Source organism: Streptomyces zaehneri (genome assembly GCF_032248645.1).
In the GTDB taxonomy this organism is placed as follows: domain Bacteria; phylum Actinomycetota; class Actinomycetes; order Streptomycetales; family Streptomycetaceae; genus Streptomyces; species Streptomyces coriariae.
In genome coordinates, this window is record NZ_JASTTJ010000022.1 from 149,751 (window position 1) to 162,197 (window position 12,447).

Below are 12,447 nucleotides of genomic sequence, written 5' to 3' on the forward strand. Positions count from 1 at the left end.
GACCATGCTACCGGGCGCGCGCCGCGTCCCGGTCCGGCCGGGGGTCCGGGTCCGGGGGTTGCTCCCCGGGATCCCCGGGAGCAGTCGATACCGGGAGCGCGTCGCGGCGCGGTCCCGCCGTCGCGAGGACCGAGCCCGCCAGGATCAGGGTGAAGGCGGCCACGACCGTCGCCGTCAGGGGCTCGTCGAGGAACAGGGCGCCCGCCGCCACCGCGACGGCCGGGTTGACGTAGGTGATGACCGTGGCGCGGGTGGGCCCCGCCTCCTTGATCAGCTCCATGAAGGCGACGAAGGCGACCGCCGTGCAGATGACGCCCAGGCCCGCGAGGGCCGCCAGCACGGACGGGGCGGGCAGCTCCGCGGGCCGGGTGACTGCCGCGGCCGGTGCGTAGACCAGGGCGGCCAGGGCCAGGCAGGGAGCCGTGAGGTGGAGGGACGGGACGTGCTTGAGGTGGCGGGCGGCTATCAGCGGGGCCGTCGCGTAGCCGAGGACCGTCAGCAGGACCTCGGCCAGGGAACGGGCGTCGCCGCCCGTGAGGTGCGGGACGGTGAGGACCCCGACCCCGGCGAGGCCCAGCGCCAGGCCCGCGACGCGCCGTACGCCCAGCGTCTCCGTGTCGCCGAAGAACCGGGAGAGGGTCACTCCGACGATGGGCACGCCCGCGATCAGCAGTCCCGCCGTGGAGCTCGACAGGTGGCGTTCCGCGTCGGTGAGGGTGAACCAGGGGCCGATGATCTCGATGACCGCGAAGGCCAGCATGGGCTTCCAGTGCGCCCGTACCGTCCGCGTCAGGCCCGGTTGCCGTAGCGCGAAGGGGAGCAGGAGGGCTGCGCCCAGCGCGCATCGGGTGAACACGACCATGGACGGGGAGAGGTCCTCGACCGCCACTTTGATCATCAGGTAGGGGATGCCCCACACCACTCCCATCAGGGAGAACAGGAACCAGCCGCGTGCAGTCATACGGGGAGTGTCGGCCGGGCCCGGTCAGGTGTCTTGAACGCTGTTGCGGTACGCGGCCGGGGTCACGCCCAGCACGCGGCGGAACCAGCGGGTCAGATGGGCCTGGTCCGCGAAGCCGACGAGGGCGGCGACCTCCGCGGGACGCATCCCGGACTCCAGCAGGCCGCGGGCCCGGGTCACCCGGTACTGGGCGAGCCAGGCGTAAGGCGGCATGCCGGTCGTCGTACGGAACGCGCGCAGGAGCTGGTAGCGGGACAGGCCGAGGTCCGCCGCGAGGTCGGCAAGCGAGGGCGGGGCGAGGAGTTCGTCGGCGAGGCGGGTGCGGACGGCGTGCGTGAGGTGTTCGGCGCCGGGGATCGTGTCGCACACCGGCCGGGCCGTGGAGTGGCGTCGGGCGAGGGCCGTCAGCAGCCAGGGGAAGCGGGACTCGGCCTCCAGCGGGTCGGGGCAGGCGGCCAGTTCGGTGTGCGTCCGGCGCAGGGCGGCGGCCAGTTCCGGGTCGTCGAGGAGGGGCTCACGGAAGTGCGGCACTCCGCCGAGGGTGCCTTCGGCGAGGAGGGAGGGGCCGGCGTACAGGGCGCGGTAGGCGTAGCCGTCGGTGTCGTTGCCCGGGCCGCCGGTGTGCGTCTCGCCGGGGGCCAGGACGACGATGGAGCCGGGACCGGTACGGATGTGGCCGCCGCGGTAGGCGATGATCTCCGATCCGCCCACGCAGACGCCGACGGTGAACTCCTCGTGGGCGTGCGGGGCGTAGACGTGCCGGTCGAAGCGCGCGGTGAGGAGGTCCAGGGGCGGGCCGCAGCGCCCCAGCCGGGCTCTGGTCCACAACGCCTGCTCACGACTCACTCGCCACCCCCGTGTGACCCCGCCATGTGACCCTGTCCGTGCCTCTATGGCTGCAACTCCTTCGGCCCCGGTTTCATGCCGTCGGGCGGGTGCCGGGCGAGCCGGCGGTCGAGCGGGGCGGGCAGGCGGCGGGCCGGCGGACGGGCGGTGTGGGGCAGGCGGCGGGCCGGCGGACGGGCGGTGCGGGGCAGGCGGCGGGCCGGCGGACGGGCGGTGCGGGGCAGGCGGCGGGCCGGCGGACGGGCCGTGCCGGGCAGGTACGGACCCCGGCAGGGGGACTCGTGGCACGTCGTACGCTGTCGCAGCAGAGCTCTATTGAAGGAGACTTCCCGTGCTTGTCCTGCTGCCGCCCTCCGAAGGCAAGGCGTCCTTTGGGCGTGGCGCCCCGCTCAAGCCGGAGGCGCTCTCCCTGCCGGGGCTCGGCGCCGCGCGCGAGGCCGTCCTCGACGAGCTGGTCGAGCTGTGCGCGGCCGACGAGGACAAGGCGCGCGAGGTGCTCGGGCTGAGCGAGGGGCTGCGCGGCGAGGTCGCGAAGAACACGGAGCTGCGCACGGCGGGCGCCCGGCCCGCCGGGGAGATCTACACGGGCGTCCTGTACGACGCCCTCGACCTGGCCTCCCTCGACGCGGCCGCCAAGAGGCGCGCCGCCAGGTCGCTGCTCGTCTTCTCGGGGCTGTGGGGCGCCGTCCGGGTGACGGACCGGATCCCGTCCTACCGCTGCTCGATGGGGGTGAAGCTGCCCGGGCTGGGGGCGCTGGGCGCGTACTGGCGTGCGCCGATGGCGTCCGTGCTGCCCGAGGCGGCCGGGCACGGGCTGGTGCTGGACCTGCGGTCGGCGGCGTACGCGGCGCCCTGGAAGCCGAAGGGTGAGGTGGCGGGGCGGACGGCGAGCGTGCGGGTGCTGCACGCGCCGACCCGGAAGGTGGTCAGCCACTTCAACAAGGCGACCAAGGGCCGGATCGTACGGAGTCTGCTGACGGCGGGGATCGACCCCGCGGGTCCCGCCGAGTTGGTGGAGGCGCTGCGGGACCTCGGATACGTGGTCGAGGAGAAGGCGCCGGCCAGGGCGAAGGCCGGGGCAGCCGCCTGGACCCTGGATGTGCTGGTGGACGAGGTGCACTGACGCAGCACCCTGACCGACCACCCTGACCGCCCCCTGACGCACCGCCCAGGCGCACCGCCCTGACCGCCCCCCTGACCGACCCCCCTGACGCACCGCCCTGACATCGTTGCAGCATATGCAATGCCCTTTGCGCAGCTTGCGCACCGGGGGCAGGATGAGGCACATGACCTCACCCCTGCCCTCCTCTCCGGCTGCCTCGGTACTGGATCTGGCCCCGGTCGTACCCGTGGTGGTCGTCGAGGACGCCGCCGACGCCGTACCGCTGGCGCGGGCGCTGGTGGCGGGCGGGCTGCCCGCGATCGAGGTGACCCTGCGGACACCGGCCGCGCTCGACGCGATCCGGGAGATCTCCGGGTCGGTCCCGGCGGCGGTCGTCGGGGCCGGGACCGTGATCACGCCGGATCAGGTGACGGCGTGCGGGGAGGCCGGCGCGCGGTTCCTGGTGAGTCCCGGCTGGACGGACGCCCTGCTGACGGCGATGCGGGCATCCGGGCTGCCCTTCCTGCCCGGGGTGTCGACCACGTCGGAGGTCGTGGCACTGCTGGAACGCGGGGTACGGGAGATGAAGTTCTTCCCGGCGCAGGCCGCGGGCGGTACGGCCTACCTCAGGTCACTGGCCGGACCGCTCCCGCAGGCCCGGTTCTGCCCGACCGGCGGGATCGGGCCGGACAATGCGCCGGAGTACCTTTCCCTGCCCAACGTCGTTTGCGTGGGCGGGAGTTGGATGGTCCCGGCGGACGCGGTCGCGGCGCGGGACTGGCCGCGCGTCGAAGGGCTCGCGCGGGCCGCCTCGCTGCTCAGGACCGCAGGTGGGACGTGTCGTTGAACAGCCGGACGCTGGCGTTGCCGTCCGCGTAGTAGGCCACCGCCGACAGTGAGGCCGCCGACAGTTCCATGCGGAACAGCGACTCGGACGGGGCGCCCAGGGCGAGCCGTACGAACGTCTTGATCGGCGTCACATGGGTGACCAGCAGCACCGTGCGGCCGGCGTACTGCGCGACCAGTCTGTCCCGGGTGGCCGCGATCCGGGTGGCCGTCGCCGCGAAACTCTCGCCGCCGCCGGTCGGCTCGGCCTCCGGGTCGGCCAGCCACGCGTTCAGGTCGTCGGGGTGACGCTCGCGGACCTCGCCGAAGGTCAGCCCCTCCCAGGCCCCGAAGTCGGTCTCGATCAGTCCGTCCTCGACGGTGACCTCGAGGCCGAGGCGGGCGGCCACGGCCGCGGCCGTCTCGCGGGTGCGGGCGAGCGGGGAGGCGAGGATGTGCTGGACGGTCCCGCGCCGGGCGAGGGCGGCGGCGACCCGCTCGGCCTGCTCCCGGCCGACGTCCGAGAGGGAGGGATCGGTGCCGCCGCTGCCGGAGAACCGCTTCTGCGGGGTGAGCGGCGTCTCGCCGTGCCGCAGCAGTACGAAGGTGGCGGGCGCCCCGAGATCGGGCGCCGCCCCCCAGCCGACGGAGGGGGTGGCTGCCGGGGTGACCGCGGGTGTGACCGCGGTCGGGTCGGCGGCGGAGTCAACGGGAGAGGCGGACGACGCCCGATCCGAAGCAGGAGGAGGAGCAGGAGCAGGAGCCGAAGGCGGGGCCGGGGCCGGAGCCGGGGCCGAAGGCGGCATCGGAGCCGGGGTGGCGACCGTGCGGGCGGCGCGGAGATCGGCGTCGGTCGTCGTCTCCCTCTCCTGGACGGTGTCCGCGGCCGGATCGGCGGGCGGGCGGGAGCGGGCCAGGGCCTCGCGGGCCTTCGCCGCGCCCGCCGTGGCGTCGCCGGGCGGGCCGGACGGCTCGGGTGCGGCCGGGGTCACGGGGACCCGGGCGCCGAGCTCGGCCCGCGACGCCCCGGCGTCCCACTGCTCGCCCCGCTTGCCCGCGTCCATCGCCTCGTTCGCCAGACGGTCCGCGTGCTTGTTCCGCTCGCGCGGCATCCACTCGTAGGTGACCTGCCCGGGCGGGAGGATCCGGGCCGCCTCGGCGGCCAGCGGCTTCATGTCGGGGTGCTTGATCTTCCAGCGGCCCGACATCTGCTCGACGACCAGCTTGGAGTCCATGCGCACCCGCACCGTGGCCGACGGGTCGAGCTCACGGGCGGCGCGCAGACCGGCCACCAGCCCGCGGTACTCGGCCACGTTGTTGGTGGCGACGCCGATGTACTCGGCGCGCTCGACCAGCGTCTCCCCCGTCGCCGCGTCGATCACCACACTGCCGTAGCCCGCGGGCCCCGGGTTGCCCCGCGACCCGCCGTCGGCCTCGACGATGAACTCCCGCACGACGCACGCCCCTTACCGACTCCGGCTCCGACTACTGACTACCGTCGGCCGACTGCCGACTGCCGACTGCCGACTGCCGACTGCCGACTGCCGACTGCCGACTGCCGACTGCCGACGAACGACGAACAACGGCCGACTGCTGCGCCGACGACCGACTGCCGGCTACGGACTGCCGACTGCGCCGACGGCCGATTCACCGACGGACCGACTACAGGCCCGACTCGGACGTACGCACGAGGATGCGACGGCAGTTCTCGCACCGTACGACCGTGTCGGACGGGGCCTTGCGGATCTCGGCCAGCTCGGTGATGGCGAGCTCCTGGCGGCAGCCCTGGCAGGTCCGCTGGTAGAGCTTGGCCGCGCCGACACCACCCTGCTGCTCGCGCAGCTTCTCGTAGAGCTTGAGCAGATCGGCGGGCACGGAGGCCGCGATGACCTCGCGCTCCTTGGCGACTCCGGCGGCCTCGTTGTCGAAACCCTCCAGGGCCGTGTCCCGGCGCGCGAGGGCGTCGTCGATCTTCCCCTGGACGGAGCCGACCCGCTCGGTCAGCTCGGCGGCGCGCTCCTGCGCGCTCTCTCGGCGCTCCATGACCTCCAGGACGATGTCCTCGAGGTCGCCCTGGCGTTTGGCGAGGGAGACGATCTCCCTCTGGAGGTTCTCCAGGTCCTTGGACGAGGTGACGGCCCCGGAGTCGAGCCGCTGCTGGTCACGGGCGGCGCGCTGACGGACCTGGTCGACGTCCTGCTCGGCCTTGGTCTGCTCGCGGGCGGTGTCGCTCTCCTCGGTCTGCGCCGCGACGAGGAGGTCGCGCAGCTGCGTGAGGTCCTTGTTCAGCGACTCGATCTCGGCGTGCTCGGGCAGGGACCTCCGCAGGTGGGCGAGCTGCTGGAGACGGGCGTCGAGGGCTTGGACGTCGAGGAGTCGGATCTGGTCGGCGGGCGCGGCGTTCAGTTGGGGGCTCCCATTGAGCTAGAGGTGGTGTTGGACGCCGCGTGGGCCGTCCAGGGGTCGGTGACCGTACGGGAGACATGGACCCGCAGGCCCCACCCCCGCCGGTCGGAGATCTCGTCGAGCTGGGTGGCGGCCAGCTCGCACCAGGGCCACTCGGTGGCCCAGTGCGCCGCGTCGAGCAGCGCGAGAGGCGGGTGGGCGCCGTGGGCGCGGTCCGCGATGAACTCCGACACCGGGTGGTGGCGCAGGTCCGCGGTGAGGAAGGCGTCGACGCCGGCCGCACGAACGTGGTCGAACAGGCTGTCGCCGGAGCCGCCGCTGACGGCGACGGTCCGCACCAGCGCCTCCGGGTCGCCCGCCGCCCGGATGCCCTGCGTGGTGGCGGGCAGTCGCTCGGCGGCACGGGCGGCGAACTCACGGACGGTGAGCGGGTGGTCGAGCTCGCAGACGCGGCCGAGGCCGCGCCGCCCCTCGGGGTCGCTCGGGTCCGGCACGAGAGGGCGGACGACCCGCAGGTCGAGCGCACCGGCGAGGGCGTCGCTCACGCCGGGATCGGCGGTGTCCGCGTTGGTGTGCGCGACGTGCAGGGCGATGTCGTTCTTGATGAGGGTGTGCACGACACGGCCCTTGAAGGTGGAGGCCGCGACGGTCGTCGTCCCGCGCAGATACAGCGGATGGTGGGTGACGAGCAGACCGGCGCCGAGCTTGACGGCTTCCTCGACGATCTCCTGGACGGGATCGACGGCGAACAGAACCCGGGTGACCTCCTGCTCGGGGTCACCCACGACCGTGCCGACCGCGTCCCAGGACTCGGCCCGCTCGGCGGGCCACAGGTTCTCCAGCGCGGCGATGACTTCAGACAGACGGGGCACGGGGAAAGGCTACCTGGCCGTCTCACCGGCCCGTACCGGTGCCGCCGATGCCGTCGCGGCCACCTCGGTCGCCGACCGGGAGTGAGCGGATGGTCGATGCACACGCCTTCCACCACCCTCAGGCGAATCGCTTCTGCACCACTCTTATGAGGGAAGAAGGCCGCCTGGCGGTCCCACCTCCGTGCGTACGAAAACTAGCTTCGTCGCCGGAGGTGACCGAACGATGACGATGCCGGCCTGTGCGATCGAGCCCACCGCTGCGGACGGGAGTGACCCCGAGGACGGCGCCGCCGAGCCCACGCCATACGCGGAGGAGCACGCGGAGGAGTACGCGAGCCCGGCGATCACGGCCGCTCACGCGATCGCGGCGGATCACATGATCACATCGGATCACGTGATCCCTGAGGACCGTGGGATCACGGAGGACCGTGGCGGCGACACGCCCCACCCGTTCACGGATGATCGCGGCAGCCACACGCCCCACCCGTTCACGGATGACCGTGGCAGCCACACGCCCCACCCGTTCACGGATGACCGTGGCAGCCACACGCCCCACCCGTTCACGGTCGACCGTGGGCGGGCAGCGGACTGTGTGATCACGGCCGGTGGTGCCTACGCCGCGCGGCTCACGCGGGCCGGCGACTCCTGGTTCCCCGAGCGATGGACCCTGGACGGCCCCGAGCCGTACGCCGTACCGCTGCCCGGCAATCAACCGGAGGAGCCAGGCACCGAGGTGCAGCCGATGGCGGACGGCCGGGTCCTGATCCGGCGGCCGATCGAGGGGCGGCACGCGTTCTCGCTGCTGTATCCGACCGGGCCCGGCACGGGCGAGCTGCCGCTGGGCGCCGTCGAGTGCCCGGACGAGGGCACCCGGCTGCACCTGCTCCCACCGGCCCCGTGCGGTGAACGCGCGTACGCCCTCGCCGTCGGCCGCCGCACGACGACCGTGTGGCTGGTCGCGGGCGGCACCTTCGGCCCCGAGTACCTCGCCGAGATCCCCGGCCGCTGCTCGGGCGGCGTCTGGCTGGACCGTACGGGCCGCATGCTCGCGCTGGACCGGGAGGTCGGCGGTCGCACCAAGACGATCGTCGTGGACCTGGAGCGCGGCGGCGAGGTGTCGCCCCTGCTGCAGATCGCCGCCGACAGCGACGACCGTCTGCTGCTCGCCGACCCCGACAGCGGCCTGCTGCTCATCCGCTCGGACGCGCCCTCGCCGGGCGAGGCACGGCTGGGCTGGGGAGTCCTCGGCAGCACGCTGCCGGTCCGCTTCCCGGAGTCGCTGCACCCGCCGGACCTCGCTCTCACCCCCTTCGCGAGCCAGCCGGGCCAGGCGCTCGTCCCCGAGGCCTGCGCGGTGGCGCTCCGCATCGACAGCTCCTTCGGCACCTGGGTGGGCGTATGGCGTCCGGCCGACCGTCGACTGCATCAACTCCGCGCACCCGAAGGGTGGTTGGCCGGCAGTGGAGTGTGGACACCGGAGGGCGTTCTCCGGCTGCCGTACGCCACGGAGGCGGAGCCGTGCGGGGTGGCGCCGCTGACGGCGCCGCTCACCGAACCGCCTTCGTCGGGGCCGTCACCGTCGCCGTCCGAAGGCGCCTCGCCATGCGAGGAACCGCCGCGGCCGGCACCCGCCGTGGCGCGTCCGGTCCCCCTTCAACAGGCCCCCCTCGGCCGACTTGTAACGAAGTAGCAGCGGTTGGCGTGGCCGCCTGGATCAGCCCCTCGGTGTGCCGGATAAAATCGCCCGGCTGTAAAGAAAGATCATGTTGACGGGGTGAATTCTTCCGATGAGCGACACAAGCACCAGGCAGCCGCTGTCCGCCGACTCCCAGGAGGCGGCCGGCCACGGCCGGCACCGGGGCCCGGTCTCGTCCCAGGACGGTGACTCGGCCCCACACGGCCGGCACCGCAAGCCGGCCGAGAACAGGGCCGACAGCTGGGCCGACGGTTGGGCCCAGGACAGGGCCGAGGCAACTGTCTGACGTTACGCCGTACACCGAAGGGGCTCCGATCGTCCACGGACGACCGGAGCCCCTTTACGCATCTCCGCTCCTGCCTCCTGTCTCTTCCCTCGCCCTCGCCCCTGCCCCCGCCCCCGCCCACACCCCTGCCCCTGCCCCTGCCCCTGCCCCTGCCCATACTCCTGCGCTACTCCTGCGTCACTCGTGCCCTCGCCGTAGTCCCAGCACCTCCGCTGCGGCGAACGTCTCCTCCCGGGGCCGGTCCGCGAAGTGTGCGCCGAGGACGGCGTCCAGCTCCTCGTAGCCGAACACGTCCTCCTTGCTGTCGAACTTCGCCCTTACCCGGGGCCGTTCGACGACGGCGACCATGCCGCCGTGCGCGACGAGCAGCTGTCCGTTGATCCGAGCGGCGGCCGGCGAGGCCAAGTAGCCGACCAGCGGGGCCACATGCTCGGGTGCGAGCGGGTCGAGGCCGCCCTCGTCGGGCTGTGCGAACCCGGCGAAGACATCCTCCGTCATCCTGGTGCGGGCGCGCGGGCAGATCGCGTTGGCCGTCACCCCGTACTTGGCGAGCGCGAGCGCCGTGGACGTCGTCAGCCCGACGACTCCCCCTTTGGCCGCCGCGTAGTTGGGCTGTCCGGCCGATCCCGCGAGAAACGCCTCCGAGGAGGTGTTCACGATCCGCCCGTACACCGGACCGCCCGCCGCCTTGGACCGGTCGCGCCAGTGGGCGGCGGCGAAACGGGTCGTGTTGAAGTGCCCTTTGAGGTGGACGCGGACGACCGCGTCCCACTCTTCCTCGGCCATCGAGAAGACCATGCGGTCGCGCAGGATACCCGCGTTGTTGACCAGTATGTCCAGCTTGCCGAACTCGCCGATCGCCAACTCGACCAGCGCACGCGCCTGTTCGAAGTCGGAGACGTCCCCGGTGTGGACGAGCGCGGTGCCGCCGGCCGACCGGATCTCCCGCGCGACCTCCTCGGCGGGACCGGCCGACGCCTCGCCCGACCCGTCCCGGCCGGGCTGGCCGTAGTCGTTGACGACGACGGCCGCGCCCAGCCGCGCCAGCTCCAGCGCCTCGGCCCGGCCGAGACCGCGCCCGGCACCGGTGACGATCGCGGCCAGCCCCTCAAGTGGCATTGCCATCCGGACGGTCACCCCTCAGATCTCTATGCACGTACGGAGCGCCGCCCCGGTACGCATCTGGTCCAGCGCCTCGTTGATCTCGGTGAGCGCCACGCGGTGGGTGATCAGGCTCGACAGGTCGATCCGGCCGGCCCGCCACAGGGCTATCGTCCGCTCGTAGGAGCGCAGGACGTCCCCGCCGCCGTACATCGAGGGCAGGATCCGCTTCTCGTCGAAGAACAGCTCGAACATGTTGAGCTGGAGGAAGTCGTCCAGGGCGCCCGCGCCGACGACGACGAGGGTGCCGCCGCGCCGGGTGTTGTCGTACGCGGTGCGGGCGGTGGCGGAGCGGCCGACGACCTCGAAGACGTAGTCGAACCCCTCGCCTCCGGTGACCAGTTGCTTCGCTCCGGGCAGCTCGTCCGGCGAGACGGCCTTCGTGGCGCCGAACTCGAGGGCGGCCTCCCGGCGCGAGGCGACCGGGTCGACGGCGACGATCTCGGCGGCGCCCTTGAGCCGTGCGCCCTGGATCGCGGAGATGCCGACGCCGCCGCAGCCGATGACGGCGACCGACGAACCGGCTTCCACATCAGCGGTGTTGAGGGCGGCGCCCAGGCCCGTGGTCACTCCGCAGCCGATGAGCGCGGCGATGTCGAAGGGGACGTCGTCGGGGATCGGGACCGCGCAGCCCGCGTCGACCACGACCTCCTCGGCGAAGGTTCCGGTGCCGGCGAAACCGAAGACGTCTCCGCCGGGGCGACGGAAGTTGGGCGTGCCCGCGTTCATGAACCCGGCCAGGCACAGTTCGGTCTGGCCGCGCTTGCACGCGGGACACGCCCCGCAGGCCGGCAGCCAGCAGACGACGACCCGGTCACCGGGCTTCACCCGGGTGACGCCCTCCCCCACCTCCAGGACCTCGCCCGCACCCTCGTGACCGGGCACGAAGGGCGCGGGCTGCGGGAGCACCCCGCCCATCGCGGACAGGTCCGAGTGGCACAGGCCCGTGGCCCGCACCCGGATCCTGACCCGTCCGGGGCCGAAGCCCACCGCCTCGACGTCGTCGAGGACCTCCAGCTTGTCCTGGCCGATCTCGTGCAGTACGGCTGCGCGCATGGTGCGGCTCCCCTCGGGTCCCCTCGGATGCTGGGCGGTTGTGGAGGTGAATTCAGCTGTTGCTGGACCGGAGGTGGTTCCGGCGGTCCGGATGGTTCCGGCAGTCCCGGTGGTCCCGGTGGTTCAGGTGGTTCGGATGGTCCCGGTGGTTCGGATGGTCCCGGTGGTTCAGGTGGTTCGGATGGTCCCGGTAATCCGGGTGGTTCAGGAGTGTTCGACGAGCGTGTCGGCGAGGACGGGCGCGTCGTCCCGTTGTACGGCGCTCACGGCCACCCGGACGGCGCCTTCCCCGCGCCACATGCGGATCCGCAGGGTCTCGCCCGGGAACACCACACCGGCGAAGCGCGTGGCGTAGCCGCGCACCCGGCCGACGTCGCCGTCGAGCAGCGTGTCGACGACCGCCTTGAGCGTGATGCCGTAGGTGCACAGGCCGTGCAGGATGGGCCGGTCGAATCCGGCGAGTTTCGCGAACTCCGGGTCGGCGTGCAGCGGGTTGTAGTCGCCGGAGAGGCGGTAGAGCAGGGCCTGGTCCTCGCGGACGGTCCGTTCGACCACCTTGTCGGGCTCACCGGAGGGCGGCTCGAGCCGGGCGGAGGGGCCCCGGTCGCCGCCCCAGCCGCCTTCTCCCCGGACGAAGATCTGGGCGTCGTTGGTCCACAGCGGCCCGTCCGCGTCGGCGACCTCGGTGCGCATGACGAGGACGGCGGCCTTGCCCTTGTCGTACACGGCGGCGATGCGTCCGGTGGCGGTCGCCCGGCCGGTCACCGGAATGGGACGGTGGATCTCCAGGCGCTGGCCGCCGTGCAGGACACGGGCGAGATCGACCTCGACGCCGGGCATGGACAGTCCGCTGATCACGCCGGGCGAGCCGGAACCGGCGACGGTGGCGAAGCTCGGCAGGACGTGCAGCCGGGACTCCAGCGTGTAGCGCAGTTCGTCGGGGTCGGTGGCCGGGACGCCCGCGCCGATGCCGAGGTGGTACAGCTGGACGTCCCGGCGGTCCCAGGTGATCTCGCCGGTCCGGGGTTCGGCGGCGAGTGCCTTGGCTGCGTCGATGGGCATGGAGCTCCTGATCGCTCGGATCGATCGGATCGATCGCATCGTTCCAAGACCTCGGCACGGCCGTCCGCACCGATCGGCCGCACCGAGGCCGTCACGGGGCCGCGGAACCCGCCCTACCCAGAACGGATCTAGAACGCGTTCCAGTGCGGCGACCCCCTGTATAGCCCAGGCCCC

Annotated in this window: 12 protein-coding genes; 4 read left to right on the forward strand and 8 right to left on the reverse strand. The window is 73.0% G+C overall.

Going from position 1 to position 12,447, the window contains the following annotated elements:
- Positions 1–7: 7 nt before the first annotated feature.
- Positions 8–961 carry a DMT family transporter gene (locus QQM72_RS30840; RefSeq protein WP_314224118.1) on the reverse strand — a complete coding sequence of 318 codons (954 nt, stop codon included), beginning with the start codon at positions 959–961 and terminating at the stop codon, positions 8–10.
- 24 nt (positions 962–985) lie between these two features.
- Entirely contained in the window at positions 986–1,807 is an 822-nt protein-coding gene (locus QQM72_RS30845; RefSeq protein WP_314224119.1) for a helix-turn-helix domain-containing protein, read from the reverse strand.
- 331 nt (positions 1,808–2,138) lie between these two features.
- On the opposite strand from QQM72_RS30845, the gene yaaA reads away from it, so the two are divergent.
- Entirely contained in the window at positions 2,139–2,930 is a 792-nt protein-coding gene (gene yaaA, locus QQM72_RS30850) for a peroxide stress protein YaaA (protein ID WP_314224120.1), read from the forward strand.
- A gap of 163 nt (positions 2,931–3,093) precedes the next feature.
- Positions 3,094–3,756, forward strand: coding sequence for a bifunctional 4-hydroxy-2-oxoglutarate aldolase/2-dehydro-3-deoxy-phosphogluconate aldolase (gene eda, locus QQM72_RS30855; protein WP_314224121.1), 663 nt, complete (start codon positions 3,094–3,096; stop codon positions 3,754–3,756).
- Here eda and QQM72_RS30860 read toward each other — a convergent pair.
- From QQM72_RS30860 to QQM72_RS30870, 3 genes are all read right to left on the reverse strand, one after another.
- A complete protein-coding gene (locus QQM72_RS30860) occupies positions 3,728–5,188 on the reverse strand; it encodes a bifunctional RNase H/acid phosphatase (RefSeq protein ID WP_314224122.1) in 1,461 nt (486 codons plus the stop codon). The genes eda and QQM72_RS30860 overlap by 29 nt on opposite strands.
- Before the next feature lie 208 nt (positions 5,189–5,396).
- The gene (locus QQM72_RS30865; RefSeq protein WP_314224149.1) at positions 5,397–6,140 is read right to left on the reverse strand and encodes a zinc ribbon domain-containing protein; all 744 of its coding nucleotides are present in this window, start codon (positions 6,138–6,140) and stop codon (positions 5,397–5,399) included.
- Positions 6,137–7,012, reverse strand: coding sequence for a Nif3-like dinuclear metal center hexameric protein (locus QQM72_RS30870; RefSeq protein ID WP_314224123.1), 876 nt, complete (start codon positions 7,010–7,012; stop codon positions 6,137–6,139). Before QQM72_RS30870 ends, QQM72_RS30865 begins: the two co-directional genes overlap by 4 nt.
- Positions 7,013–7,235: 223 nt before the next feature.
- Here QQM72_RS30870 and QQM72_RS30875 point away from each other — a divergent pair, with 223 nt between their 5' ends.
- Both QQM72_RS30875 and QQM72_RS30880 read left to right on the forward strand, forming a co-directional pair.
- Positions 7,236–8,702 (forward strand): hypothetical protein, encoded by a 1,467-nt coding sequence (locus QQM72_RS30875; RefSeq protein ID WP_314224124.1) that lies wholly within the window; start codon positions 7,236–7,238, stop codon positions 8,700–8,702.
- A 97-nt stretch (positions 8,703–8,799) separates the two neighbouring features.
- On the forward strand, positions 8,800–8,994 hold the full coding sequence (locus QQM72_RS30880; RefSeq protein ID WP_020126829.1) for a hypothetical protein: 195 nt from the start codon (positions 8,800–8,802) through the stop codon (positions 8,992–8,994).
- 177 nt (positions 8,995–9,171) lie between these two features.
- Here the strand turns inward: QQM72_RS30880 and QQM72_RS30885 are convergent, their stop codons facing one another.
- The 3 genes from QQM72_RS30885 to QQM72_RS30895 all read right to left on the reverse strand — a co-directional run bounded on the left by QQM72_RS30885 (position 9,172) and on the right by QQM72_RS30895 (position 12,273).
- Positions 9,172–10,119: a 3-oxoacyl-ACP reductase gene (locus QQM72_RS30885; protein ID WP_314224125.1), complete on the reverse strand. Its 948-nt coding sequence runs from the start codon at positions 10,117–10,119 to the stop codon at positions 9,172–9,174.
- A gap of 15 nt (positions 10,120–10,134) precedes the next feature.
- A complete protein-coding gene (locus QQM72_RS30890; protein ID WP_314224126.1) occupies positions 10,135–11,211 on the reverse strand; it encodes a Zn-dependent alcohol dehydrogenase in 1,077 nt (358 codons plus the stop codon).
- Positions 11,212–11,415: 204 nt separating this feature from the next.
- On the reverse strand, positions 11,416–12,273 hold the full coding sequence (locus tag QQM72_RS30895) for a MaoC/PaaZ C-terminal domain-containing protein (protein WP_314224127.1): 858 nt from the start codon (positions 12,271–12,273) through the stop codon (positions 11,416–11,418).
- Positions 12,274–12,447: the final 174 nt, after the last annotated feature.